This is a genomic window from Paractinoplanes rishiriensis (genome assembly GCF_016862375.1).
In the GTDB taxonomy this organism is placed as follows: domain Bacteria; phylum Actinomycetota; class Actinomycetes; order Mycobacteriales; family Micromonosporaceae; genus Actinoplanes; species Actinoplanes rishiriensis.
On record NZ_BOMV01000059.1, the window covers coordinates 50309 to 74341 of the forward strand.

Annotated in this window: 26 protein-coding genes; 7 read left to right on the forward strand and 19 right to left on the reverse strand. The window is 69.9% G+C overall.

All coding sequences use genetic code 11. The annotated features are described in order from the left end of the window. Window position 1 precedes the first annotated feature (1 nt). The 7 genes from fliF (at window position 2) to Ari01nite_RS50975 (ending at window position 8412) form a co-directional block, all read left to right on the forward strand. Window positions 2-1624: a flagellar basal-body MS-ring/collar protein FliF gene (fliF, locus tag Ari01nite_RS26615; RefSeq protein WP_203784911.1), complete on the forward strand. Its 1623-nt coding sequence runs from the start codon at window positions 2-4 to the stop codon at window positions 1622-1624. Window positions 1625-1660: 36 nt separating this feature from the next. Next, window positions 1661-2695 (forward strand): flagellar motor switch protein FliG, encoded by a 1035-nt coding sequence (fliG, locus tag Ari01nite_RS26620; RefSeq protein ID WP_239163052.1) that lies wholly within the window; start codon window positions 1661-1663, stop codon window positions 2693-2695. Then, complete coding sequence (locus tag Ari01nite_RS26625; protein ID WP_239163053.1) at window positions 2679-3365, forward strand: FliH/SctL family protein; 687 nt, start codon at window positions 2679-2681, stop codon at window positions 3363-3365. The genes fliG and Ari01nite_RS26625 overlap by 17 nt, the downstream gene beginning before the upstream one ends. Before the next feature lie 28 nt (window positions 3366-3393). Next, a complete protein-coding gene (locus tag Ari01nite_RS26630; protein ID WP_203784912.1) occupies window positions 3394-4701 on the forward strand; it encodes a FliI/YscN family ATPase in 1308 nt (435 codons plus the stop codon). A gap of 134 nt (window positions 4702-4835) precedes the next feature. Next, window positions 4836-5273, forward strand: a complete 438-nt coding sequence (locus Ari01nite_RS26635) for a flagellar FliJ family protein (protein WP_203784913.1) — start codon at window positions 4836-4838, stop codon at window positions 5271-5273. Continuing rightward, the gene (locus tag Ari01nite_RS26640; RefSeq protein WP_203784914.1) at window positions 5270-6295 is read left to right on the forward strand and encodes a transglycosylase SLT domain-containing protein; all 1026 of its coding nucleotides are present in this window, start codon (window positions 5270-5272) and stop codon (window positions 6293-6295) included. Before Ari01nite_RS26635 ends, Ari01nite_RS26640 begins: the two co-directional genes overlap by 4 nt. Before the next feature lie 38 nt (window positions 6296-6333). Then, window positions 6334-8412: a flagellar hook-length control protein FliK gene (locus Ari01nite_RS50975; protein ID WP_203784915.1), complete on the forward strand. Its 2079-nt coding sequence runs from the start codon at window positions 6334-6336 to the stop codon at window positions 8410-8412. 47 nt (window positions 8413-8459) lie between these two features. On the opposite strand, the gene Ari01nite_RS26650 is transcribed toward Ari01nite_RS50975, so the two are convergent. The 19 genes from Ari01nite_RS26650 to Ari01nite_RS26740 all read right to left on the reverse strand — a co-directional run bounded on the left by Ari01nite_RS26650 (window position 8460) and on the right by Ari01nite_RS26740 (window position 24021). Further along, window positions 8460-8705, reverse strand: coding sequence for a hypothetical protein (locus Ari01nite_RS26650; RefSeq protein WP_203784916.1), 246 nt, complete (start codon window positions 8703-8705; stop codon window positions 8460-8462). Further along, complete coding sequence (locus tag Ari01nite_RS26655; RefSeq protein ID WP_239163054.1) at window positions 8702-10465, reverse strand: hypothetical protein; 1764 nt, start codon at window positions 10463-10465, stop codon at window positions 8702-8704. Before Ari01nite_RS26655 ends, Ari01nite_RS26650 begins: the two co-directional genes overlap by 4 nt. Continuing rightward, window positions 10443-12497, reverse strand: a complete 2055-nt coding sequence (flhA, locus tag Ari01nite_RS26660; protein WP_203784917.1) for a flagellar biosynthesis protein FlhA — start codon at window positions 12495-12497, stop codon at window positions 10443-10445. The genes Ari01nite_RS26655 and flhA overlap by 23 nt, the downstream gene beginning before the upstream one ends. 115 nt (window positions 12498-12612) lie before the next feature. After that, window positions 12613-13704: an EscU/YscU/HrcU family type III secretion system export apparatus switch protein gene (locus Ari01nite_RS26665; RefSeq protein WP_203784918.1), complete on the reverse strand. Its 1092-nt coding sequence runs from the start codon at window positions 13702-13704 to the stop codon at window positions 12613-12615. 10 nt (window positions 13705-13714) lie between these two features. Further along, window positions 13715-14479: a flagellar biosynthetic protein FliR gene (locus tag Ari01nite_RS26670; RefSeq protein ID WP_203784919.1), complete on the reverse strand. Its 765-nt coding sequence runs from the start codon at window positions 14477-14479 to the stop codon at window positions 13715-13717. Then, the gene (fliP, locus tag Ari01nite_RS26675) at window positions 14476-15348 is read right to left on the reverse strand and encodes a flagellar type III secretion system pore protein FliP (protein ID WP_203784920.1); all 873 of its coding nucleotides are present in this window, start codon (window positions 15346-15348) and stop codon (window positions 14476-14478) included. Before fliP ends, Ari01nite_RS26670 begins: the two co-directional genes overlap by 4 nt. 1 nt (window position 15349) lies before the next feature. Beyond that, window positions 15350-15745 carry a FliO/MopB family protein gene (locus tag Ari01nite_RS26680; protein WP_203784921.1) on the reverse strand — a complete coding sequence of 132 codons (396 nt, stop codon included), beginning with the start codon at window positions 15743-15745 and terminating at the stop codon, window positions 15350-15352. A gap of 5 nt (window positions 15746-15750) precedes the next feature. Beyond that, window positions 15751-16509, reverse strand: coding sequence for a flagellar motor switch protein FliN (gene fliN / locus Ari01nite_RS26685; protein ID WP_203784922.1), 759 nt, complete (start codon window positions 16507-16509; stop codon window positions 15751-15753). Continuing rightward, the gene (locus Ari01nite_RS26690; RefSeq protein ID WP_239163055.1) at window positions 16506-17453 is read right to left on the reverse strand and encodes a flagellar motor switch protein FliM; all 948 of its coding nucleotides are present in this window, start codon (window positions 17451-17453) and stop codon (window positions 16506-16508) included. The genes fliN and Ari01nite_RS26690 overlap by 4 nt, the downstream gene beginning before the upstream one ends. Window positions 17454-17575: 122 nt before the next feature. Further along, window positions 17576-18031 carry a flagellar basal body-associated FliL family protein gene (locus Ari01nite_RS26695; protein ID WP_203784923.1) on the reverse strand — a complete coding sequence of 152 codons (456 nt, stop codon included), beginning with the start codon at window positions 18029-18031 and terminating at the stop codon, window positions 17576-17578. A gap of 14 nt (window positions 18032-18045) precedes the next feature. Beyond that, the gene (locus tag Ari01nite_RS26700) at window positions 18046-19071 is read right to left on the reverse strand and encodes a flagellar motor protein MotB (RefSeq protein WP_203784924.1); all 1026 of its coding nucleotides are present in this window, start codon (window positions 19069-19071) and stop codon (window positions 18046-18048) included. Window positions 19072-19074: 3 nt separating this feature from the next. Then, window positions 19075-19866, reverse strand: a complete 792-nt coding sequence (locus Ari01nite_RS26705; protein WP_203784925.1) for a flagellar motor protein — start codon at window positions 19864-19866, stop codon at window positions 19075-19077. Then, window positions 19866-20150: a flagellar FlbD family protein gene (locus Ari01nite_RS26710; RefSeq protein ID WP_203784926.1), complete on the reverse strand. Its 285-nt coding sequence runs from the start codon at window positions 20148-20150 to the stop codon at window positions 19866-19868. The genes Ari01nite_RS26705 and Ari01nite_RS26710 overlap by 1 nt, the downstream gene beginning before the upstream one ends. A 197-nt stretch (window positions 20151-20347) precedes the next feature. Continuing rightward, entirely contained in the window at window positions 20348-21640 is a 1293-nt protein-coding gene (locus Ari01nite_RS26715; protein ID WP_203784927.1) for a flagellar hook protein FlgE, read from the reverse strand. A 16-nt stretch (window positions 21641-21656) separates the two neighbouring features. After that, complete coding sequence (locus Ari01nite_RS26720; RefSeq protein WP_203784928.1) at window positions 21657-22181, reverse strand: flagellar hook assembly protein FlgD; 525 nt, start codon at window positions 22179-22181, stop codon at window positions 21657-21659. Between the two features lie 125 nt (window positions 22182-22306). After that, window positions 22307-22795, reverse strand: a complete 489-nt coding sequence (locus Ari01nite_RS26725; protein WP_203784929.1) for a hypothetical protein — start codon at window positions 22793-22795, stop codon at window positions 22307-22309. 7 nt (window positions 22796-22802) lie between these two features. Next, a complete protein-coding gene (locus Ari01nite_RS26730; RefSeq protein ID WP_203784930.1) occupies window positions 22803-23165 on the reverse strand; it encodes a response regulator in 363 nt (120 codons plus the stop codon). Further along, on the reverse strand, window positions 23162-23647 hold the full coding sequence (locus tag Ari01nite_RS26735) for a chemotaxis protein CheX (RefSeq protein ID WP_203784931.1): 486 nt from the start codon (window positions 23645-23647) through the stop codon (window positions 23162-23164). Before Ari01nite_RS26735 ends, Ari01nite_RS26730 begins: the two co-directional genes overlap by 4 nt. Further along, on the reverse strand, window positions 23644-24021 hold the full coding sequence (locus Ari01nite_RS26740) for a response regulator (protein ID WP_239163056.1): 378 nt from the start codon (window positions 24019-24021) through the stop codon (window positions 23644-23646). The genes Ari01nite_RS26735 and Ari01nite_RS26740 overlap by 4 nt, the downstream gene beginning before the upstream one ends. Between the last annotated feature and the right edge of the window lie 12 nt (window positions 24022-24033).

Consider the following 24033-nt stretch of genomic DNA (forward strand, 5'->3'; position numbering starts at 1 on the left):
CATGACCGACCGCCTTCCCGCTCCGGTTCGCCGCATCTCGCAGACCTTCCGGTCCTTCACGCCGGGCCAGAAGGCCGTCACCATCGCGGCGGTGCTCGCTCTTGTGATCGGTGCCTACTTCTTCGCCACCTGGGCGTCGAAGCCGACGTACTCGATCCTGTTCAACAACCTGTCGACCAAGGACGCCAGCGCGATCGTCGAGTCGCTGCAGAAGTCCGGCACGAGCTACGAGCTGGCGAACGACGGCCAGACCGTGCTCGTCCCGCAGGATCAGGTGAACACGCTCCGGTTGTCGCTGAGCGGCGAAGGGCTGCCCGGCGACGCCGGAACGGGCTATTCCCTGCTGGACCAGCAGGGAATCACCACGAGCGACTTCATGCAGCACACGAACTATCAGCGGGCGCTGGAAGGCGAACTTTCCAAGACCATCAAGTCCATCGAGGGCGTCGAGGCGGCCACCGTGCACCTCGTCATCCCGCAGAAGGACGTCTTCGCCGACAACGAGAAGAAGCCGACCGCCTCGGTCCTGGTGGCCTCGGCGTCGACCCAGCCGCTGAGCGGCCAGCAGGTGCAGGCCATCGTGCACCTGGTGGCCTCCAGCGTGGAGGGCCTCGACCCGACCCAGGTCACCGTGGCCGGCGCGGACGGCAAGATCCTGTCGACCGGCGGTGGTGCGGCCGTCGGCACCGGCGGGGACAGCGGCGCCGAGTCGCAGACCGTCGGGTTCCAGAACCGGATGAACAGCTCGCTGCAGAACATGCTGGACAGCGTGGTGGGTCCCGGGAACGCCGTGGTCAACACGACCGCCGAGCTCGACTTCGACCGGACCCAGACCGACAAGGAAACCTACAACGCCGATCCCTCGCTCCCGGCCCTGTCCGAGAGCAACAACCGGGAGGCGTACAACAACGGCGCCAACTGCGTCGGCGGCGTGCTGGGCCCGGACAACATCGCCGGACCCGGTTGCGCGCCGGGCGGCACCGGGCAGGGCACCGGCCAGTACGAGAACAGCCAGACCGTCCGGAACAACGCGGTGAACAAGACCCGCGAGGTGCGCCAGAGCGCTCCCGGCGCGATCAAGCGGCTGGCGGTGGCGGTGCTGCTCAACAGCAACGTGGCCGGCACCATCGACCCGGCTCAGGTGCAGGAGCTGGTCACTGCGGCCGCCGGCATCGACGCCAACCGCGGCGACACCATCGCGGTCAGTGCCATGCCGTTCGACAACAGCGCCGCCGAGCAGGCCCAGAAGGCCCTCGAGGCCGCCACCGCCGCCGAGCAGTCCGCCAAGCAGATGTCGCTGATCAAGACGGGCGCCCTGGCCGCGGTGATCCTGGCGCTGCTCTTCCTGGCCTGGCGGGCCAGCCGCCGCTCCAAGAAGCGCAAGTCGCTGACCCCGGAGGAGCGCAAGCACCTCGAGGACATGCAGGCCGCCCTGGAGCAGCAGCGCCTCGCCGAACTGAACCAGGCGATCCCCGCGCAGATGCTCGAGGCCGCGCCGGAGGCGTACCCGGACGTGGAAGCTCGGCAGGAACGCGTGCGCGAGATCGAGCAGATGGTCAAAGATCAGCCTGAGGAGATGGCGGTGCTGCTGCGCGGCTGGCTGGCCGCCGACGCGACGCACTGACGCTTTGGGTTCGGCACGGGCTGAGGAGAGTACGCATTGACCACACCGGGCACACCGGCGCTCACCACGCTGTCGATGACGGGCGTCCGCAAAGCCGCGATCATGCTGGTCCAGTTCGGTAAGGAGCACTCGGCGCAGATCCTCGGCAGCATGTCCGAGAAAGAGGTCGAGATGATCTCGGCCGAGGTCGCCCGGCTGGGCAAGCTCGATCCGATCGTCGTGGACGACGTGATGGACGAGTTCTACGCCATGGCGACCACCCGGTACGCCGGCTCGGGCGGCATGGACTACGCGCGCGAGCTGCTCGAGTCGTCACTGGGCAAGGAGCGTGCGGCGCTCATCCTGGACCGGCTCGAAGCCTCGATGAACGACATCCCGTTCAACTTCCTCAGCCACGCCGACCCGCGCCAGCTCCTCTCCTACGTGCAGCACGAACACCCGCAGACGATCGCGCTGGTGCTCGCGCACATCCCCGCGGCGCTGGCCTCGTCGATCCTGGCCGGACTGTCCCTCGAAGTGCAGACCGAGGTGGCACACCGGATCGCGGTCATGGACCGCACCTCACCGGAGATCATCCGGCAGGTCGAGGCCGCGCTCCAGCGCAAGCTCTCCTCGGTGCTCCAGCCGGACGAGCTCTCCACGGTCGGCGGCCTGACGCCGCTGGTCGAGATCATCAACCGTGCCGACCGCACCACCGAGCGGCTCATCCTGGAGGCCCTGGACGCGCGCAGCCCCGAGCTGGCCGAGGAGATCCGGCGCCGGATGTTCATGTTCGAGGACATCATCAACCTCGAGGACCGTGCCGTGCAGCTGGTGCTGCGCCAGGTCGAGCCGGCCGACCTCGCCACCGCCCTCAAGGGTGTGCCGGACACGGTGCGCGACAAGGTCACCCGGAACCTGTCCGAGCGTGGCCGGGAGAACCTGCTCGAGGAGATCGACCTGCTCGGCCCGGTCAAGGTCAAGATGGTCGAGGAGGCTCAGGCCAAGATCGTTTCGGTGATCCGTTCGCTCGAGGACTCCGGCCAGATCGAGGTCCAGCGCGGCGGCGAGGCCGATGAGCTCATCGCCTGAGTCCCGCAACCCCGTGCTGCGCGGCACGGTCGCCGACTCGGCGGCCGCCGCCCAGTTCGTCACCGACCTGCGGCACGACCAGCCGGCCGGCATGGTCGACAACGAGGCCGTGGAGCGGGCCAAGCAACAGGCCCGCACCGCCGGTTACGCCGAGGGCTGGGCGCAGGGGCAGCGCGAGGCTGCGGCGGTGGCCGAGCAGACCGCGGTCCGCGCCCGGGCCGCCGAGGAGGCGCACCAGCAGCGCCGGGCCAACGCCCTGGCGCAGGCCGTGAACGCGCTCGGCCGGGCCGTCACCGACCTGGAGAACCAGCTCATGCCGACCTTCACCGAGCTGCAGGAGGTGCTGCTGACGCACGCCTTCGAGCTGGCCGAGGCGATCGTCGGACGCACCCTGGACGACCCGCAGCGCCGCGGCGCGGACGCGCTGCGGCGGGCCATGTCGGCCGCGCCGGGTTCGCCCAGCCTGGTCGTCACGCTCTGCCCGGCCGACTTCGAGACGCTGGTCGGCGCGCAGGGGCAGACCGAGTTCGACCACGACGGGCGACGGGTGATCCTGCGCCAGGACCCCGCACTCCAGCCCGGCGACGCCGTGGCCGAGACCGGGACGACGACCGTGGACGCCACCATCGCGGCCGCGGTGGCCCGGGCCCGCGAGGCGCTGCGCGTCTAGCGGCGCCGGGTAACCGAAAGGGCTGAGGATGACCGACCTGTTCCGCCACCGGATGTCGGCGGCGCTCACCGCGGCGCGGCCGCTGGCCCGCGGCAAGGTCACCGGCGCGGTGGGCCTGCGGGTGACGGTGAGCGGCGTCGAGGCCCGCGTCGGCGACATGCTGCAGATGGGCGAGGGCCCGCAGACGGTGTACGCCGAGGTGGCCGCGATCGACGGCGACAAGCTTTCCTGCCTGCCGCTCGGCCCGCTGGCCGGTATCGGCGCCGGCACCCCGGTGGTGAGCACCGGCGGGCCGCTGCGGGTGGCGGTCGGCCCCGACCTGGTCGGCCGGATCCTGGACGGCCTGGGCCGGCCGATGGACGGCGGCCCGCCGCTGCGTGGCGAGCAGGTGAGCATCGAGGCGGCCCCGCCCTCGGCGATGGAGCGCCAGCTGGTCGACGCGCCCATGCCGTTGGGCGTACGCGTGCTGGACACCCTGGTGCCGTGCGGGCGCGGGCAGCGGATCGGCATCTTCGCCGGCTCCGGCGTCGGCAAGTCCAGCCTGATGAGCATGATCACCCGGGGTACCACCGCGGAGATCAACGTGGTGGCCCTGGTCGGCGAGCGCGGCCGTGAGGTCCGCGAGTTCATCGAGCACGACCTCGGTCCCGAGGGCCTGGCCCGCTCGGTGCTGGTGATCGCCACCTCGGACGCGGCACCGCTGGTGCGGCTGCGGGCCGGGGCGGTGGCCACCCGGATCGCCGAGTACTACCGGGACGAGGGTGCCGACGTACTGCTGCTGATGGACAGCGTGACCCGCGCGGCCATGGCGCAGCGTGAGGTTGGCCTGTCGGTCGGCGAGCCGCCGGCCACCCGGGGTTACCCGCCGTCGGTGTTCGCCATGCTCGCCTCGCTGCTGGAACGGGCCGGTCCGGGCGCGCGGGGCAGCATCACCGGCCTCTACACCGTGCTGGTCGAGGGCGACGACCACAACGAGCCGATCGCCGACGCGGCCCGCTCGATCCTCGACGGCCACATCGTGCTCGACCGCAAGCTGGCCACCGCCGGCCACTTCCCGGCCGTCCAGGCCCTCGACTCCATCTCCCGGGTGGCCAACAAGATCACTACGCCCCAGCAGCGGGCCGACGCCGCCGAGCTGCGCCGGCTGATGGCGGCCCACCGGGAGGTCCGCGAGCTGGTGGAGATCGGCGCGTACGTGCCGGGCACCAACCCCGAGGCGGACCGGGCCAACGCGATCTGGCCGGCCATCACCAACTTCCTGCGTCAGGACATGGACGAGCGGGTCTCCGCCGAGCAGTCCTGGAACCACCTGCACCAGCTGGTGAACGTGGGTTGAGCCAAATCTTGGGCGGAGACAGTTGCAGTCGGCGACTCAGGTGCAGCTCGGGTGCAGGCCCTCAGCGATTCCGGACCCGGGCCGAAGCGGACTGGTGAGAGGGAAGCCGTCCCGCTTGCTAGGAGGCACCGGACTTGAACCGACTCTTCCGACTCGGACCCGTGCTCCGCGCCCGCAAGGCGCAGGAGGACGCCGCCAAGGGTGCCGTGATCCAGTCGCGCGCCGAGATCCGTGAGGCCGAGGCGCTGGCTCGCCGACGGCACCTCGACCTGGTCGGCAGCGAGGCGCCCAACGAGGGCACCGCTCAGGCCATCGTCGCGGGGCTGGTGGCTCGCCAGTCGCTGGCGGCCGGCCTGATCAGCGCCCGGCGCATGGTCGACGACGCCGAGGAGGTCAACCGCGAGCGGATGGCCGCCCTGGCCGACGCGGCCAAGCGCCGCCGGGCCGTCGAGATGATGGCCGAGCGGCACGCCGCCACCGTACGCGCCCACGACCTGCGGGTGGACCAGGCCAACCTCGACGAGCTGGCGGTGACGACCAAGGCGCGCAACGCCGCCCGGGGTCTCGCATGACCGGGATGATGGGCGTTTCCGGGGTCCTCTCCCGGATCCAGGAGCTGCAGGCTCAGCTGGGTCTCGACCCGCTGAACCCGGACGCCGCCGCGGCCGGCACGGTGACCACCCGGCAGCCGGGCACCAACGGTTCCACGTTCGCCTCCGCGCTGGCGAACGCGACCGGCGGCGGCACGCTGACCGCGGGTGGCGGCGTCACCGGCAACGACGTGGTCAGCGCCGCGAAAAAATACCTGGGTACCCCGTACGTCTTCGGCAGCACCAACCCGGACAAGGGCCTGGACTGCTCGGCGCTGGTCCAGAAGGCGTTCGGCGACCTGGGCATCGAGGTGCCCCGGCTGTCGCACCAGCAGGCCAGGGCCGGCCAGCCGGTGGCGAGCCTCGCGCAGGCCCGGCCGGGCGACATCCTGGCGTTCAACTCGCCGGTCGACCACGTCGGCATCTACCTCGGCAACAACAAGATGATCGCGGCGCCCAAGCCGGGCGACCACGTCAAGATCCAGACGGTCTGGGAGAAGCCCACCCACATCCGCCGGGTGGTCAGCGACACCGCCGAGGTGGCCGCCCAGAACATCGCCGCACAGGGCGCCGCGGCGCTGCGTCCGGCCAGCCTGCGCGGCGGCTCCGAGGCGCTGACCGGCGTCCCGTATGCGGACGTGTTCGTGCGGGCCGGCAACAAGTACGGCGTCTCGCCCAAGCTGCTCGCCGCGGTCGCCAAGGTCGAGTCGGGCTACAACCCGGAGGCGGTCAGCAAGGCCGGCGCCCGGGGCATCATGCAGCTCATGCCGGGTACCGCGAAGGGACTGGGCGTGGACAACGCCTTCGACCCGGAGCAGGCCATCTTCGGCGGGGCGAAGTTGCTGGCGCGCAATTTGCGCGAGTTCAAGTCGCTGCCGCTGGCGCTGGCCGCCTACAACGCGGGTGGCGGAGCGGTGAAGCGGTACGGCGGCATCCCGCCGTACTCGGAGACGCAGGCGTACGTGCCCAAGGTGCAGAAGGCCCTCGCCGCGCTCGGCGGCTGATCCGACCTCGCCATCCCCACCCGAGTAGGGAGAGCCGCATGAACCCGAGTTCCGTGACCGGACCGGAGCGCGCCTCGGCGCCCGACGCCAGCCGCCGGCCGGGAAGCCGACGTGGCGAGGGCGGTGACGAGTTCGGCTCCGCGCTGGAGGCCGAACTGGGGAAGCCGGGACGCGATCAGGACACCGCGCCCAAGGACGGGCAACAGGCGGCAGACCGGGCCGACCGATCGGCCAACGACCGCGCGACCGCCGAACGAGCCGCCGCCGAACGAGCCGCCGCGAACCGGGCGACCACCGATCGGGCCGCTGCGAACCGGGCGGCAGCAGACCGGGCCACAGCAGACCGGGCGGCAGACCGGGCGGCCACCAACCGCGCCACCACCGAACGAGCCGCAGACCGAGCCGCCGCCGACCGGGCCACCGCAGACCGGGCCACCGCAGACCGGGCCACCGCAGACCGGGCCACCGCAGACCGGGCCACCGCAGACCGGGCCACCGCAGACCGGGCCGCGGACCGGGCCGCGGACCGGGCCGCCACCAACCGCGCCACCACCGAACGAGCCGCAGACCGAGCCGCTGCCGACCGCGCCGCCGCAGACCGAGCCACCACCGGCCGCGCCTCCGACCGGGCCGCCTCCGACCGGACCGGCACCGACCGGACCGGCACCGACCGGGCCGGCACCGACCGGACCTCCGCGGACCGCGCCTCGGCCGATCGCGCCCCGTCGGACCGCGGTGACACCAGTGCGAAGCAGGCGACGGGCACCGACCGGAGCGCGGGCCAGGACCGGGCGACCGCGGACCCGGCCGGCACGGCCACCGAGCAGCCACAGCCCCAGGACCAGGCCGCCGCCGACAGTGTCGCGCAGGCGAACGCCGCAGCCCAGACGGCCGCGGCCCAGGCGACTGCCGCCCAGGCGGCCGTGCTGGCCGCCGCCGACCAGATCCCGGCGACCGGCGAGGCCGCCGCCCCGGGAGCGTCGGTGGCCGGGGTCTCCCTGGCCGGCGGCCCACCCACGGCCGCGCCGGCAGCCCCACCCGCTACTCCCGGCCAGACCGGCCTGCCGCAGGGCCCGGACGTCGCCGGCCCGGGCGGCCCGGCGACGGGTGCCGAGCTGACCGGCGAGGCCGCACCGGCCCCCGGAACCAGCACCGCACCCGGCGCGCCGTCCACCGCCGCGGCCACCACCGCCGCCACCACGAGTCCCGCGACCGGCGGCACCGCTCCACCGGCCACCGCGCAGCCGGCCGTCACCCCGGCCGGCGTGCCAGCCGGCGCCGACGCCCTGCTCGGCCGCTCGGTGCTCGGCACCGCCGCGACGCCGGTCACCGAGGCCGCGAACCCGTCCGACGCCGCCGCGCCCGTCGACCCGACTGCGGGCGCGACGGTCCCGCCGGCACCGTCTGCCGACCCGAACGCTGCGGCCACCGGCGCGGAGCCCGGCCCGGACGCGGCCACACCGTCCACGCCCACCGGGACCCTGCCGGACCGGCCCGTCGACCCCACCGCGCCGCTGCCCGGTGGCGTGCCGGCCGGACCGGCCGGTGCGCCGGGTCTCGGCCCGGACCAGACGGCCACACCGGGCGCGCTCGGCCAGGCCGGGCCGGCCGGGGTCACCGGACCGCAGCCCACCGCGGCGGCCGCACCGGCCGCGGGCGCACCGCCGCCGGCCGCTACGCCGAACCCGCTGCCGCCCGCGGCCGCACAGCTGGCGATGCGGATCGCGCCGCTGCGCCTGGACGCCGACGGCGTGCACCGGCTGACCGTCAACCTGCACCCCGCCGACCTCGGTCCGGTGCAGGTGGTGGCCGAGATCCGCAACGGGGACATCAGCGTCCAGCTGACCGGCAGCACCGACGCCGGCACCGACGCCATCCGCAACGCGCTCAGCGACCTGCGCCGGGAGCTGGAGGATTCGGGCTTCGGGAACTGCACGCTCGACCTGCGGCAGGGCAGCGGGCAGCAGGACCAGGCGCGGCAGCAGTTCGAGGCGGCGGGCTACGGCGGCAACCGGCGCGACGCCGGCCCGTCCGGCGGCAGCCAGGAGCCGGCCGAAAACGGTCCCAGCACGGTTCGCCGCGCGCCGGGCAGCAGTCGTCTGGACGTACAGGCCTGAGAAAGAAGCAGCGATCGGTGGTCACCCAGGGTGACCACCGATCGCTGTTATGCGGGTTCGACCGGAGTCGGCGTGAGCGGGGCCGTCGGCGGTGGGGCCGCGTCCTCGTCCTCGTCCTTCCGGCCGTAGCCGGCCGTCACGAAGCGCAGCGCGGCCAGCAACAGCGCGGCGATCGGCACCGCGATGATGAAGCGGATCAGCACGTCGGTGAGGTCCAGCTGGTCGAGCACATAGCGGTACAGTGCCGGCGCGCTGATAACGAACGCGAACAGCAGGACCGACGGACGGATCATTGCCGCACCGTGCGGGCCACCCGGCGGGGCGCGGCCGCGATCGGCGTGACATCGGTGGCGATCCGCGCGCAGAGCATCGCGGCCCAGGCGTGCGGGGTGGCCTGCTTGCCGTCCAGCGAGAAGATCGGCAGGTCCAGACCGAGCACCGAGGCCGGGTCCGCGGTGAGCTCCACTCCGTGCACCACGAGCGCCTCGACCTCGCCGAGGGTCCGCAGGTGGCGGGCCGTGTCGGCGGTCTTGCGGGTGGCGTCGACGATGGCCCACACCGCGGTGGCCCCGATCGCGTCGCACATCTCGTTGACCCACAGCGGGTCGGTGCCGCCCACCGAGGCGTCCATCACCACGACCCAGGCCTGCTCGGCGCTGTGCAGCTTCTCCACCCGGGACTCGGCCGCGTCCCGGGTCGGAATCAGCCGGGACGAGTGCAGGCCGGTGCCGGCGGTGCTCGGGGCGGCCAGCAGCAGGTGGTTCTCCGGCACGCCGATCTCGTCCAGCAGGTGCCGGGCGATCGGTACGCCCAGGTTGATGTCCCCGGCCAGCACCAGGATCTCGCCCGGGCCGTCCGGGATGCCCGGCGCCGACGGACGGGCGGCCAGCACGCTGAGCACGCCAGCGTAGGTGTCCGCGCCGGTGATCTGCCGGGCCATCGACTCCGGCATGCCGACCCGCATGAGGTTCTGGATGACCGGGTCGTTGTCCGGCGGCCGGACCACCGGGGCCGGTGCCGGCGGCGCGACCGCCGGTGGCGCCGCGACCGGTGGCGGGGTCGACAGGACCTGCTCGTTGAGGCCGTACGCCTCGGCCGCGGACGGGCCCGGCTCGGCCGGCGGCTCGTCGATCTCGATCTCGCTGGCTCCCAGCCCGCCGATCCGCTCGGCCAGGCTCGGCTGGTGCGGCGGCGGAGGGGGCGGCGAAACGGGCGGGGCCGGCGGGCTGACCGGTGCCGCGGTAGCGATCGGAGCTGCCGGAGCCATCGGAGCCGCCGGGGCCATCGGGGCCATCGGAGCCACCGGGGCCATCGGAGCCACCGGGGCCATCGGAGCCGCCGGGGCTGCCGCGGCCATCGGGGCCGCGGTTGCGGCCGGCGCGGCGGGCGAGGTCGGCGCCGGCGGAGCCGACTGCACCGGCTGCGGCTGGACCGGCCGGTGCGGGTTGACCGGCGTCTCGGTGGTCGCCGCCGGCCGGAACGGCCGCACCGTGGGCGGGTCGTCGCCGCGCAGCGGGACGCCCGCCTTGGGCTTGGGCCGCTCGATGCCGGGCTGGACGTCGTTGTCCAGGCCGGCCATCAGCTCGGCGAACGCGCTGCCGGTGTCGCTGATCGCGGCCCCGCGGCTCACCTCGGCGTCCGGCATGAACTCCTCGGTCGGCCGGGCCGCCGGACGGTTCTGTTGCGGACGCGGGAACACGGTCTCGCCGGGCCGGGCCGTGCCGAAGCCGGCCGGCATGGCGGTCCGGGCGGCCTGCGCACCGGCCCGGACCGGCTCGTCCAGCCGATCCTGGGACTCGGCCCGCTCCAGCAGCCGCTCCAGGGTGTGCTGGCCGGCGTCGGCCGTCGTACGTTTAGCCATTTCTGTCCTGTCCTCGTTCGAGTCCGGCACCTCGACGGAAAGCTCGTAATGCTGCTTCGCGAAGAAGCCACCGACACCGCCACTGCGGACCTTGTCGGCTGAGATGATCCGGACGCCGGAGCCGTACTCATCGCGTACCTGAGCCAGCAGTGGCTCGATGGCCGGTCCCTCAAGCAGCACCCGCGTAGGCACCGTTCACCACCCCTATCGTTTCGATCTGTGCCGTGGAACCAGAGATTTCGCCGTACGAGAGCACCTGCACCCGGCGGGAACCGGCGCGCAGCAGTCGCATCAGCGGCAGCCGCAGTTGCGGCGAGCAGGCCAGCACGGGCGAAAGGCCCTGCTGTTCCGCGGTTTCGGCCAGACGGGCCGCCTCGCTGACAATGGCCTCGGCGCGGAGGCCGTCGATTGCCATGAAGGCGCCCGTCTCGCTCGGCCGCAACGACTCGAGCAACTGCTGCTCGAGCATGGGTTCGAGAGTGATCACCGTGAGCCGGCCACCCGCCACGTACTGGGCGGCGATGGCCGGGCCGAGCGCGGACCGGGCCGCCTCCACCAGGCCGTCGTGGTCGACGGAGACCTTCGCTCGCAGAGAGAGCGACTCGAAGATTCGGACCAGGTCCCGGATCGGCACGCCCTCGTCGAGCATGGCCTGCAGGACCTTCTGGATCTGACCGAGGCTGAGCAGCGACGGGGTCAGTTCCTCCACGACGACCGGGTGGGTCCGTTTGACCATCTCGGTCAACGCCCGGACGTCCTCGCGGCCGAGAAGGCGGCTCGCATTGCTGCGGACCACCTCGGCCAGGTGCGTGATGATCACGCTGGCCCGGTCGACCACGGTCGCACCGGAGAGTTCGGCCTGGTAGTGCAGTTCGGCCGGCACCCACTTGCCGGGCAGGCCGAAAACCGGTTCCCGGCCGGCCCGGCCGGGCAGGCCCTGCAGGCCGTCGCCGATTGCCAGCACCGTGCCGGGTGGAGCCTCGCCGGTGCCCGCGTCGACCCCGGAGATCCGGATCGCATACGAGGACAGCGGCAGGTCGAGATCGTCCCGGGTGCGCACCGGCGGCATGATCACGCCGAGCTCCATGGCCATCTTGCGGCGCAGGGCGCGCACCCGGTCGAGCAGGTCGCCGCTGCTGGCGTCGACCAGGTCGACCAGGTCCGGGGAGAGGGCGAGCTCGAGCGGGTCGACCCGCATCTCGCCGAGCAGTTGCTCCGGTGAGTCGGGGGCCGGTAGATCGACCGCCTCGGCCGCCGCGGCGGCGGCTCCGGCCTCCAGCTCGGGTTCCGGGTCCTTGAGCCGATGCGCGATCACCAGCACCGCGACGCCCACGATCAGGAACGGCACCTTGGGCAGACCCGGGATGACGCAGAGAGCCAGCGCCGCGCCGCCGCCGATGCGCAGCGCCAGCTTGTTCTGGCTGAGCTGGGCGGTGACGCTGGAGCCCATGTCGCCCGAGGTGGCCGAACGGGTCACGATCAGACCGGTGGCGACCGAGAGCAGCAGCGCCGGCACCTGGGAGACCAGGCCGTCGCCGATGCTCAGCATGCTGTAGTGGTTCATCGCGTCGGCCGCGCCCATGCCCTGCTGGAAGACGCCGACCGCGAAGCCGCCGATCAGGTTGATCAGGGTGATGATGATGGCCGCGATGGCGTCGCCCTTGACGAATTTCGAGCCACCGTCCATGGCGCCGTAGAAGTCGGCCTCGGAGGCCACCTCGGCCCGGCGCTTCTTGGCCTCGGCCTCGTCGATCAGGCCGGCGTTCAGGTCGGCGTCGATCGCCATCTGCTTGCCGGGCATCGCGTCCAGGGTGAACCGGGCGCCGACCTCGGCGACCCGCTCGGCACCCTTGGTCACCACGATCATCTGGACGATCACCAGGATCGCGAAGATGACCAGTCCGATGACCAGGTTGCCACCGACCACGAAGCTGCCGAACGCGTGGATGACCTTGCCGGCGTCGCCGTCCCGCAGCACCAGCCGGGTCGCGCTGATGTTGAGTGCCAGCCGGAACAGGGTGGCCACCAGCAGCAGTGCCGGGAAGACCGAGAAATCCAGCGGTTTCTGGACGAACATGCTGGTCAGCAGGATGAGCAGGGCGCCCGTGATGTTGATGGCGATGAGCAGGTCCAGCAGGAACGTCGGCAACGGCACGACCATCATGATGATGATGCCGATGACCCCGATGGGTACGGCAAGCCGGCTGACGTTCTTGTTCTTCACAGCACCTTCCCGGACTGGACAACGTGGGCGCCATCCACGTACCGGGATGGCTCGCCCACAGCCCGATCTTCCCCCAATCGAGGGACCGATGTGAGGAAATCTTATGAATTTTCGTTTATGCGGCTGTTGAGGCGGAGTTGGGGTTGCGGTGCAAACCAGCAGCCGATCCACGCGCCTTCAGGCTCATCACGAACGCCAGCACCTTGGCCACCGCACCGAAGAACTCGGCTGGGATCTCGGCACCGACCTCGACGCCCGCGTGCAGCGCCCGGGCCAGCGGCACGTCCTGCACCATCGGCACCCGGTGCTCGGCGGCCAGTTCCCGGATCTTCGTGGCGACCGGGCCCTGCCCCTTGGCCACCACCCGCGGTGCGCCCTTGTTCGGCTCGTACCGCAGGGCCACCGCCACGTGCGTCGGGTTGACCATCACCACGTCCGCGGTCGGGATGTCGGCCATCTGGCGGTTCCGGGCCATGGCCATCTGCCGGGACCGGATCTGGGCCTTGACCAGCGGGTCACCCTCGGTGTTCTTGTGCTCCTGCTTGACCTCTTCCTTGGACATCCGCAGCTGCTTGTTGGTACGCCGGCGGACCACGAAGTAGTCGGCGGCGGCCATCGCGATACCGGCCCCCGCGGCCGCCTGGATCAGGCCGATGGTGGCGTCCTGCACCACCCCGAGCAACGACGCCAGCGGCAGGTGGCCGGCGTTCATCAGGATCGGGATGACGTCCTTGGTGGTGGTGTAGAGCACCCCGGCGAGCACCGCGGTCTTCACCAGCGCCTTGGTGCCCTCCCAGAGCGCCTGCGGCCCGAACATCTTCTTGATCCCGGGCAGCGGGTTGAGCCGGCTGAACTTCGGGATGAACAGCTTGGTGGCGACCCGGATGCCGCCCTGCGCGCCGGCCGCCGCGATGCCGACCGCCATCATGGTGGCGGCCAGCGGCAGCACCGCCCACATCGTGCCCATCCCGGCGTCCTTGAGCATGCCGAACACCAGGGCGGTGTCCGGGTTCTCGATGACCGCCGGCACCTTGGCCATCAGTTCCTCGGCGTACTCCAGCGCCGATCCGAAGGTTTTGGGCAGCATGATGCTCGCCGCGAGCATCCCGAACCAGGCGCCGATGTCCTGGCTGCGGCCGATCTGGCCCTCGCGCTTGGCCTTCTTGAGTTTCTGCGGTGTCGGCTGTTCGGTCTTCTCGCCGCTCATCTCACCTCCCTCAGCCGCCGGTGAGGTTCAGGACCGCGTTGACCGCCTTCTCGACGAGCGTGTCGACCACCGCCGGCAGGGTGGTGATGGCCAGCCCGGAGAGCAGCAGGACCAGGAAGATCTTGGCGGGAAAACCGAGCTGGAACGCGTTGAGCGCCGGCGCCACCCGGTTGAGGAGGCCGAACGCCACGTCGGTGAGGAACAGCACGGCGATCAGCGGGCCGGCGATCTGCAGCGCGGCCAGGAACATCTCGCCGATGCCCTCGATCAGCAACTGGCTGAACGTGCTCATGTTGAGCCCGGCGTTGAGCGGAATCGTCTGGAACGACTGCAGAAATCCGCGCAGGATCAGCTGGTGCCCCTCGGTGGCGAACAGGAGGGTGGCCGCCACCAGGTTGTAGAACCGGCCGAACACCGAGCTCTGGTTCATCGACAGCGGGTCGTACCCCATCGCCAGGGTGAAGCCGCCGAACAGGTCCAGCAGGTCACCGGCCGCTTGGAGCGCGGCGAACAGCAGCGCCGTGATGAAGCCCAGCGCGGCACCGATGAAGACCTGAAGCGCGGCACTCGCGATGATGTCGGCCGTCTCCAGGGACGGGATGGTGCTCCGCAGGTATGGCGCCATCGGCAGGGTGAGGCCGATGGAGAGCAGCACCTTGATGGTCCCGGGGATGAGCCGCGAGTTGAACGGCGGGCAGATGATCATCCAGGCGCCGGTACGGGCCGCGCCCAGCATGATCGCCAGCAGCTCCGCGACCGGCACGTTCCAGTTCATCGGTATGACGCAACCAGCGCGGTGAGAATCAGCCCCCAGCCGTTGACCAGGACGAATAACAGGAGCTTGAAGGGCAGGGCGACGGTCACCGGGGGCAGCATCATCATGCCCAGTGACATCAGTGACGCCGAGACCACCATGTCGATCAACAGGAACGGGATGAAGATGACGAAGCCGATGATGAATGCGGCCCGCAGCTCGGACAGCACGAACGCCGGGATCAGCGTGGTCAGCTCGACGTCTTCCTTGTTCCGCGGACGCTCCTCGCCGGACAGCTTGACCATCAGGGCCACCTCGTCCTCACGGGTGGTCTTCCACATGAACTCGCGCAGCGGTTCCACGCCGTCCTTGAACGCCTGCGCCTGGTTCTTGTCGCCCTTCAGGTAGGGCTGCACGCCCTGCTCGTTCATGGCCGAGACGGTGGGGCCCATGATGAACAGGCTGAGGAACAGCGCGAGCCCGGCCAGCACCTGGTTGGGCGGCATGCTGGTCAGGCCCAGCGCGTTGCGGGTGATGCCCAGCACCATGAAGATCTTGGTGAAACAGGTGCAGAGCAGCAGCAGGGCCGGCGCCACCGACAGCACGGTGAGGCCCAGCATGATCACCAGCGAGGTGGCCGGGCGACTGCCGTCCGGGTTGGTGCCGTTGACGTTCAGGTTGATGCTCGGCCGGTTCGGCGGCGCCGGCGGAGTGGGTGCCCGCGGCACGAGTTGCGGCAGGGCCACGGTCGTCGCGGTGGCCGCCACGGCGGCCGGCGGCGGGGTGGGTGCGGGCGCGGGGGCACGACCCGGCTCAGCCGCGGCAATTCCAGGCAGCAGTACGAGTGCCAGGCCGGCGCTCGCGAGCAGGAGCAGGATCGCGCGTCGCATATCAGTGCCTCGTGGTCCGGTCGCGCAGAAAGTCCAGGATCCGCCCCGAGCTCGAGACGTCGGCCGCCGCCGGATGGGCATCGGGCAGCTCGCCGGCCTCGTCCTCGGCCAGCACCACGCTGTCCCGCCGCTCCGGCGGGTGCTTCTCGAAGTCCGCCACCTCGGCCTCGCCCAGCAGGCTCACCTGCTGATCGGTGACGCCCAGGATGAGAGCCCGGTCGGCCACCCGGACCACGGTCACCGCCGCTCCCCGGGTCAGCTGCTGCCGGTTGAGCACCGCGAGCGGTCCGTGGCCGCGGCCCGCGCCCAGCGGCCGGCGCACCGCGCGGGCCAGGGCCCACATCAGGCCCAGGACGACCGCCAGCGAGAAGCCGACCTGAAGGACGAGCTCGATCAAGGCGGTTACTCCCGTTCGGTGCCCGGCGAGACGATCTCGGTGATCCGGATACCGAAGTTCTCGTCCACCACGACCACCTCGCCCCGAGCGATCAACCGGCCGTTGACCAGCAGGTCGGCGGGGCTGCCGGCGGCCCGGTCCAGCTCGACGATGGCGCCCGGGTTGAGCGAGAGCAGTTCGCGGACCGCCATCCGGGTGCGGCCCAGCTCGGCCGAGACCTCCATCTCGACGTCGTGCAGCATGTCGAGGCCGCCGCGCAGCTGGATGCCCGGCCCGGCGGACTGCTGGCGGGCCACGTCCATCTGGCCCGGTTCCTCGCCCGGCCACGGGCTCAGCGCGAGCGCGAGCACCGCCCGCACCTCCTCGCCCTCCACCAGCGGGACCGCGACGGCGTCCTCCTTGGTGGCCAGCGAGCTCATCGCCACGCCGGACTCCATCACCACGCCCGGATCGAGGACCACCGGCCCGAAGACCCGGGCTGCCGCCTCCAGGGCGGGCCGGACCGCGGCGGTGAGGTCGAGCTCGCCCAGCGGGCTCTCCTTGAGCGCGTCCGCGAGATCCTGGCCGACCACCACGACGACCTCGCCGTTGGCCGCGCCGCTGAACTTGGCCGTCACCGCCTGGCCGTCGGCGAGCACGTCGGCGGTCGCCGCGATCGGGGCGGCGGCGCTCAGCGCCCGGCTGGTGGGCAGCACGGCCAGCGCCGCGTCGGCGGCGTTCCGGGCGAGTGTGAGCTGCGGCGCGGTGATGGTGGGCGCGGTCATGGACGGCCAGACTCCTTGGACGACTCCTTGGGCGGCGGCACCACGAGGCAGGCGAGCCGGGCGCCCTGATTACCGGGAACTGCGTGAGCGAAAACGGTCTCGTTGACCGTCACCTCGAGCGGCCTGCTGGTCGGATGACCGAGCGGCACGACGTCACCGGGACGCAGGTCCACGATGTCATCGGTACGCATACGAATGGGCTGGAATCGGACCGCAACGTCGATCGGAGCCGAGAAAAGGCCGGCCGTGAGGTTGCGCAACGCGAGATCCCGGCTGGCCCGTTCCTTGTCGCTCAGCACGATCGTCTCGGTCCGGCTCAGCACCGGCAGGATCATGTTGAACGGCATGCAGATCGTGGCCATGCACTCCTCGGCACCGATCTTGAGGTCGAAGGTGGCGACCACGCAGGCGTCGCCGGGCGCGTGTGCCCGCAGGAACTGCGCGTTGTACTCGACTTCCTTGAGCGTCGGCGCCATGTCGACGAGCGCCTCGAAGCCGTACCGCAGCTCGCCCAGCATCCGTTCCAGGAGCCCGCGGAGCAGCGGCATCTCGACCTCGGTGAGCGGCCGCTCCGGCTGGGGCCCGCCGGGGCCGCCGAGCATGTGGTCGATGGCGGTCATCACGGCCGACGAGGACAGCTCCATGAGGGCCGTGCCGTCCAGCGGCTCGAGGGTCACCACGGCGATCACCGTCGGGTTGGCCAGCGCGGCCACGTATTCGTCGTAGTTGAGCTGCTCGATCGAGGCGAGCGTGACGCTGCTGACCACCCGCAGGCGAGTGGTCAGCAGGGTGCCGCAACTACGGGCGTACGTCTCGAACGCGGTCTGCAGCGTGCGGACGTGGTCCCGGGAGAGCTTGACCGGGCGCCGGAAGTCGTACGCGGTCGGCCCTCCGCCCTGGCCGCGACGCGACATCTTGCCCGGGGATCGAGTAGCGGAGGTCACGTCGTCCCCATCGGCTCATTTCCGGAACCGCTGAGCGCGAGAAGCGTTTTTATCCCTGAATCGACGAACGGGCGGACTCACCGGAGTGAGCCCGCCCGTCCGCTTTGCCGATTCGGAATCCCTTACTGGGTCACGAACTCGGTGTAGTAGATGTCCATGACCATCTTGACGTCCTTCTCGGTGTAGATCTTCACGATCTTCGTCAGCAGGTCGTGCTTGATGGTCTCGCGGCCCTTCTCGGTCGAGAGCTCGGCCACCTTGCGCCCGGTGTACTCGTCGATCGCCAGGTTGATCGCCTCGCTGAGGTCGACCTTCTCGGCGCCGGCCTCCTCGGTCTGCTGAAGCGCGAACTTGAACTTCAGGTAGTGGCCGTCGGCCAGGTTCACGGTCAGCGAGTCCTCGATCCCCACGACGATGCCCTTCACGGGCTCCTTCGCCGCCTCGGCCGAATCGCCCTTCATCATGAAGAACGCGCCGGCACCACCGCCCAGCAGCACGACTACCGCCACGATGATGATCATCAGCATCTTCTTGGACTTCTTCGGCGCCTCGGGGGCAGCAGCATCCTTGTCGCTCATAGCAGCTCCTCTCGTCAGTCGTGCGGGGTGGTGGTCGGTGTGGTCGGGGTGGTGCTCGCGGCCGGCTCGGCCGCCTTCGCGATCGCCTCGGCCTGCGCCGTGGTCTGGCCGGTGTGCAGCTTGGCGTCCGAACCGGACGCGGTGGGCAGCAGTGCGGCCTGGTCGGCCGGCAGGGTGGTGAGGACGACGATGTCCACCCGGCGGTTCATCGTGATCGACCGCGGGTCGGCGGGGTCGATCAGTGGCTTGGTGTCGGAGAACCCGACGGCACTCATCCGGTTCTTGGCGATGCCGTGGCTGGACAGGTACCGGACGGTGGTCGAGGCCCGCGCCGCGGACAGCTCCCAACCGCTCGGGTAGTACTTGGTCCTGGCGTTCAGCTGGTTCGTGTTGCCGTCAACCTCGATGCTGTTCGGCAGCTTGGCCAGCGTCGGCGCGACGGCGTTGAGGATCTTCTGGCCACCGGACTTGAGGTCCGCCCGGTCGCCGGCGAAGACGATCTCGTTGGTCACCACCGTGACCACCAGGCCGCGCCGGTCGATCGTGAACTTCACCTGGCCGAGCAGCTTCTGCTTGGCCAGCGCGTCCGAGATCTTGTTCTCGATCTTCTTCAGGTCCTCGGCTTCCTTGGTCGCCGCCTGAGCGTCCTTGGAGGCCTTGGCGCGGCTCTGCGCCACCAGGGCGTTCTGCACCGCCTGGATTTCCTTGGCGGTCATGTCGGAGGTGCCGGCCTTGCCGTCGCCGCTGCCGGCGCCCGGGTCGATCGACACGATCTGCGTGTTGTTGCCGGAACCCTCGAGCACTGCCTGCTTGCCCTGGAAGGCGGCGCTCTGCGCGCCGAATCCCTCGGAGAGACCGTTGGCGAGCTGCGCGAACTTCTTCATGTTCACGTCACTCATCGAGTAGAGCACCACGAACAGAACGAACAGCAGGGTGAGCATGTCGGCGTACGACACGAGCCAGCGCTCGTGATTGACGTGCTCCTCGTGCTCCTCATGCGGCTTCTTGCGCTTGCCGCCGCCGCCACCACCTGAACTCATTCGTTATGCCGCCTTCTTGGTGTTCGCGGCCGCCTCGGCCTTGGCGGCCTCGTCCGGCGGGAGCAGACTGCGCAGCTTCTGGGCGACCAGTCGCGGGTTCGAGCCGGCCTGGATGGCCAGCACACCGTCGACGACCAGTTCCATCTCCTCGGCCTCGACCTGGCTCAGCCGGGCGAGACGGGCCGCGATCGGCAGCCACATCAGGTTGGCACTCAGCACGCCCCAGAGGGTGGCGCAGAACGCCGCGGCGATCGAGTGGCCGAGCGTGTCGGGCTGGTCGAGGTTCTCCAGCACGTGCACCAGGCCCATGACCGTACCGACGATGCCGATGGTCGGTGCGTAGCCGCCCATGTTCTCGAACAGCTTCGCGGAGGCCTTGTCGGACTTCTTCTTCGCGGCGATCTCGGCGTGCAGGATGTCGTGCAGCTCGTCCGGGTCGGTGCCGTCGATCGCGAGCTGCAGACCGCGCTTCAGGAACGGGTGCTCGACCGTCTTGACCGCGTCCTCGAGGGCGAGCAGGCCCTCGCGGCGGGCCCGCTCGGCCAGCTTGACGACGTTGTCGACCAGCTCGGTGGGCGGCAGGACCTTGGTGAGGAAGGCCTTCTTCAGCTGCGCGCCGACGCCGGACCAGTCCTTCACCACACCGCCGGCCATCGCGGCGGCGAAGCCACCGCCGAACACCAGCAGCATCGAGGGGATCAGCAGGATGGAGGACGGCGAACCACCCTCGAGGATCTGCACGGCGAAGACGATTACGAGGCCGGCGCCTACACCGACGATGGTGGAGATATCCATCAGCGTTCCTTCCGGTGCAGCGGGAGCACCTTAGCGTCGAGGTCTTCGTGGTCGTCTGCGGTCAGGGCGGTGGCCGTGGGCTCGGCCTCCAGGCGACTCGCCTGGGCGATCAGCGAGGCGCGGTAGTGGCGGACCGAGTCGATGAATTCGGGCACGGACTCGGCGACGATGTACTTGGTGCCGTCAACCAGCGTTACGACCGTGTCGGGCGTGCACTCCACACGCTCGATCAGGTCCGGATTCAGGGCGAACACGGCACCGTTGATGCGGGTTACGAGGATCACTTACATCCGTCCTTGGGTGGTGGTGTGGTCCTGGGCTGGTAGGCCGTCCGTGGCCCGTCACAAGGAGAATCGGCGACTTGACGGTTGCTGATGAGATCCATCCGGTCGCCTTACGGGTGCAGCCGTTCGGGCAAAAGACGACGGCCGGGACAGGCAGCGAACTGCCCGTCCCGGCCGTCGGCCGGCTACCGGTGGTGCTAGCGCTTCATGCTGACGAGCTCCTGGAGCAGCTCGTCGGAGGTGGTGATGATGCGGGAGTTCGCCTGGAAGCCACGCTGGGCGATGACCAGGTTGGTGAACTCCTGCGCGAGGTCGACGTTCGACATCTCCAGGGCGCCGTTGACCACGCCGCCCATGCCGGCGCTGCCGGGCTGCCCGACCTGGGCATACCCGGAGTTGACGGTGGAGCGGTAGCTGGAGTTTCCGGTCTTCTCCAGGCCGTTGACGTTCTTGAAGGTCGCCATCGCGACTTGGCCGAGGACCTGTTTCATGCCGTTGCTGTAGACGCCGAGAATCTGGCCGGTCTCGTTCACGGTGTACGAGAGCGAGGTGAGCGCACCGGCAGCCTGGCCGTCGGTGTCGAACACGCGCGCGTCGGAGATACCGGAGAACGAGGTGACATCCGACAAATCAACGGTGTAGGCGCCGATCGTCATCGTCTTGCCGTCGGCATTGAGCGAGGCAGCACTCGGAAGGCCACCGGAGAAGTCCAGGTCATCCGTCGCGAGTGAGGTGCCGTCCTCGGCCCGCAGATCGATGTCCCAGCTTGAGGTCTGCGGATTGGCGGCGTTGTCAAGGTTGGTCCGGTGGAAGATGGCGACGACCGTATGGGTGGCGCCCTGCGCGTCGTACACCTTGACCGGAATGGTGGTCTCGTAACCGACCGAGTTGTTGGGAGGGCCGGGGTCGTAAACGCCGAACCCGGTGTTGGCCGGATTGTTCGGATCGGGCGTGACGTCACTGCTCAGATTTCCCTTGAGCGTGATGGTCTCGGTTGCCTTCGGCGCGATCGTGCTGCCCAGCGGCATCCGGATGTCGTCCGGCTTGGCCGAGGCGTTGACGACGCCGTCGGTCGCGGTCCAGCCCTGCACCGGCTCGCCGGTGGCGGTGACCAGCAGGCCGTTCGCGTCGAACGAGAACGAGCCGGCCCGGGTGTAGAGCATCTCGTTGCCGCTGCGGGTGACGAAGAAGCCGTCACCCTGGATCATCATGTCGCCGGAGCGGCCGGTGGTCTGCTGTGAGCCCTGTGCCCAGTTGGACAGGATGCCGGCGTTGGCCACACCGAGACCGACCTGTGCCGGGTTGGAGCCGCCCTGGCCGTTCTGCGGCGCACCTGCGGCGCCGAGCATCTGGCTGAGCGTGTCCTGGAACTGCATCGTGCTGGCCTTGAAGCCGACGGTGTTCACGTTGGCGATGTTGTTACCGGTGACGTCCATCATCTGCTGGTGGGCGTGCAGGCCGCTGATGCCTGAGTAGAGAGAGCGCAGCATGGGTGGTGTCCTTAAATTAGGCGGTCGCGGGACCGGTCGTCGGAGTGACGGACGACGGCTTCGGGGCCGCCGGCGTGGCACTCGACTGCGGGGCGGTCGTACCGGCAGCGGCAGCGCCGGTCGCCATCGGCTGGACTTCCATGACCTTGGACAGCGGCACATCCATGTTGCCGATCCGCAGGACCGGTTCGCTGTCTCCGTTGAGCTTGGCGGCCGAGATGACGCCCTCCTGGTGGGCACCCGACTCGTCCATGTATTTGACCGAGTGCCCGACCAGCGCGCTCGCGCTGAGCATGCGCTGCGACTTGAGCATGTCGGCGATATCGCCCAGCTTCTCCACCTGGGTGAACTGGGCGGTCTGCGCCAGGAACTGGGTCGAGTCGGCCGGCTTGGTGGGGTCCTGGTACTTGAGCTGGGCGACGAGCAGCTTGAGGAACGTGTCCTTGTCCCCGAGTTCCTTGCTCTTGGCCGCGATGCTGGTGTTTCCCGGCACCGCGCTGGAGCCCGAACTGCCCGAGATTCCCGAGGTCGGCGAGGTCATGAATTTCTCCCGTCCGTTTGATGCTCTACCTACGCGATCGACCGGAGCGCGATTTTGCTTAGCCCCAAAAAGGATCGCGGGCCCACCCACAGGGGTGGACCCGCGATCGGAGAGAGAACCGTCACTCAGGGCGCGAGCGACAGGCTGAACTTGCCCTTGCCGTACCGGTTGACCTCGACCAGCAGGTCGATCCGGCGGCCCAGGGCCATCAGGTGCGCCCGGGCGTCCGCGGGCAGCGGATCGCCGGGGTAGATCACCTGGTACATCTTGATGTGCGGGCTGCCCTCCCGGTTGAGCAGGCTGGTCAGCACGTTGCACAGCTCGAAGACGTTCTCGGCGAGATTCGGGAAGAGCTTCTTCTCGTCGATGCTGTCCTCGGCCGCGCCGGCCGGCAACAGGCCGAGCGCGGCGCCGGCGTTGGCCGCCAGCGTGAGATCCATCCCGAGGACGCCGTAAATCTTCTGCGCGCTGTCGGTGAAAATGGCAACCGTGGCCGTGGCGATGTCGTCCGCGGAGAGCGGATCGCCGGGGCTGACGGTCACTTCGCGGCCGAGCAGGTCCTCGAAGAGGTTGCGAACGGCCACACTGCCTGGAAGAACCGAGACGTCGGACATGTCTTAATCATCCCAAAATAGGAGCGAATACCTCATCGAATCGCTCAGCTGTGAACGGCTTGACGATGAAAAACAGGGATCCGGCCGCCTCCGCCGCCTGCTGCATCTCGGGCGTGCACTCGGAGGTGACGAATCCGAACTTGATGTCGTTACCGGCTGCTCGCAACTGCCGCAATACCTCGATACCGGTCATTTCGGGCATATTCCAGTCAGAAAGCACCAGATCGGGGTTCTCGGACTTGGCCAGGTCCAAGGCTTGCTTGCCGTCGACGGCCTCGATCAGCTCATGGTCGCCGAAGCCGGCCTGGCGCAGCGTGCGGACAACGATCTGCCGCATCACCCGGCTGTCATCGGCGATGAGAATCTTCATTGCTGTTCCTCCTTGTCCTCACCGCGGCTCTGCCACATGGAAATGGACACCGGTTCGCCCTCCCACACGCCGTAGACGCCGCTGATCCGCTCGGTGTTCGGGAACCGGGCGGTAGTTTCGGGTGCCAGGACCACCTGGGGCAGGGAGAGAAGGGCGCCGGGCGGCAGCATCGCCTTCACATTGCCGCCGACGATGTTGGCCAACTCGCCGAGCACGTCGGAGATGTCCTCCTGGCTCACCTCGTCGGCCTCCATGGCGAGGAATGCGGCCGCGGCGCGGCGCGCCGCCTCGGTGGAGGACGCGTACACCAGGTGTCCGGTCCAGGAGCCGGTGATGGAGACCGACGAGTGCACCTCGGTGGGCTGGTTCTCGTCGTAGTTGGGGATCAGCGGGCTGACGCCCTCCGGATCCAGGTACGACATCCAGACTTGCTCCACCATCTCGGCGAGGTCGTTCTCGTCGACCTCGACTTCGACGCTCATGAGTTCGCTCCGGTCGGGACAAGGCCCAGGAGGGCCAGCTTTTCGATCATGGCGCCCTCGGTGAAGGGCTTGATCACGTACTCGTGGGCGCCCGCGGCGAGCGCCCGTACGATCTGGCTCTGTTCGCTCTCGGTGGTGACCATGACCAGGGTCATCTCGCGCAGGCGCGGATCGGCCCGGACGTGGGTGACGAACTCGAGCCCATTCATGTTGGGCATGTTCCAGTCGATGAGGGCCAGTTCCGGCACCTCGGTCATCTCGGTGAGCAGGTCCAGCGCTTCCTTGCCGTCGCCTGCTTCCACCGCTTCGAAATTGAGCTTGGTGACAATGCGCTTGAGGATCATGCGCATTGCGCGGGAGTCGTCGATCACCATGGCGCGCATCCG

Coding starts and splice junctions, on each gene's coding strand:
- Ari01nite_RS26695 (WP_203784923.1), bottom strand. CDS start 18,031: ATGAGCGACAAGGATGCTGCTGCCCCCGAGGCGCCGAAGAAGTCCAAG.
- Ari01nite_RS50975 (WP_203784915.1), top strand. CDS start 6,334: ATGAACCCGAGTTCCGTGACCGGACCGGAGCGCGCCTCGGCGCCCGAC.
- fliN (WP_203784922.1), bottom strand. CDS start 16,509: ATGACCGCGCCCACCATCACCGCGCCGCAGCTCACACTCGCCCGGAAC.
- Ari01nite_RS26735 (WP_203784931.1), bottom strand. CDS start 23,647: ATGAGCGTCGAAGTCGAGGTCGACGAGAACGACCTCGCCGAGATGGTG.
- Ari01nite_RS26740 (WP_239163056.1), bottom strand. CDS start 24,021: ATGGTGATCGACGACTCCCGCGCAATGCGCATGATCCTCAAGCGCATT.
- Ari01nite_RS26625 (WP_239163053.1), top strand. CDS start 2,679: ATGAGCTCATCGCCTGAGTCCCGCAACCCCGTGCTGCGCGGCACGGTC.
- Ari01nite_RS26700 (WP_203784924.1), bottom strand. CDS start 19,071: ATGAGTTCAGGTGGTGGCGGCGGCGGCAAGCGCAAGAAGCCGCATGAG.
- fliP (WP_203784920.1), bottom strand. CDS start 15,348: ATGCGACGCGCGATCCTGCTCCTGCTCGCGAGCGCCGGCCTGGCACTC.
- Ari01nite_RS26665 (WP_203784918.1), bottom strand. CDS start 13,704: ATGAGCGGCGAGAAGACCGAACAGCCGACACCGCAGAAACTCAAGAAG.
- Ari01nite_RS26705 (WP_203784925.1), bottom strand. CDS start 19,866: ATGGATATCTCCACCATCGTCGGTGTAGGCGCCGGCCTCGTAATCGTC.
- Ari01nite_RS26650 (WP_203784916.1), bottom strand. CDS start 8,705: ATGATCCGTCCGTCGGTCCTGCTGTTCGCGTTCGTTATCAGCGCGCCG.
- Ari01nite_RS26725 (WP_203784929.1), bottom strand. CDS start 22,795: ATGTCCGACGTCTCGGTTCTTCCAGGCAGTGTGGCCGTTCGCAACCTC.
- Ari01nite_RS26730 (WP_203784930.1), bottom strand. CDS start 23,165: ATGAAGATTCTCATCGCCGATGACAGCCGGGTGATGCGGCAGATCGTT.
- Ari01nite_RS26720 (WP_203784928.1), bottom strand. CDS start 22,181: ATGACCTCGCCGACCTCGGGAATCTCGGGCAGTTCGGGCTCCAGCGCG.
- Ari01nite_RS26640 (WP_203784914.1), top strand. CDS start 5,270: ATGACCGGGATGATGGGCGTTTCCGGGGTCCTCTCCCGGATCCAGGAG.
- Ari01nite_RS26715 (WP_203784927.1), bottom strand. CDS start 21,640: ATGCTGCGCTCTCTCTACTCAGGCATCAGCGGCCTGCACGCCCACCAG.
- Ari01nite_RS26630 (WP_203784912.1), top strand. CDS start 3,394: ATGACCGACCTGTTCCGCCACCGGATGTCGGCGGCGCTCACCGCGGCG.
- Ari01nite_RS26670 (WP_203784919.1), bottom strand. CDS start 14,479: ATGAACTGGAACGTGCCGGTCGCGGAGCTGCTGGCGATCATGCTGGGC.
- fliF (WP_203784911.1), top strand. CDS start 2: ATGACCGACCGCCTTCCCGCTCCGGTTCGCCGCATCTCGCAGACCTTC.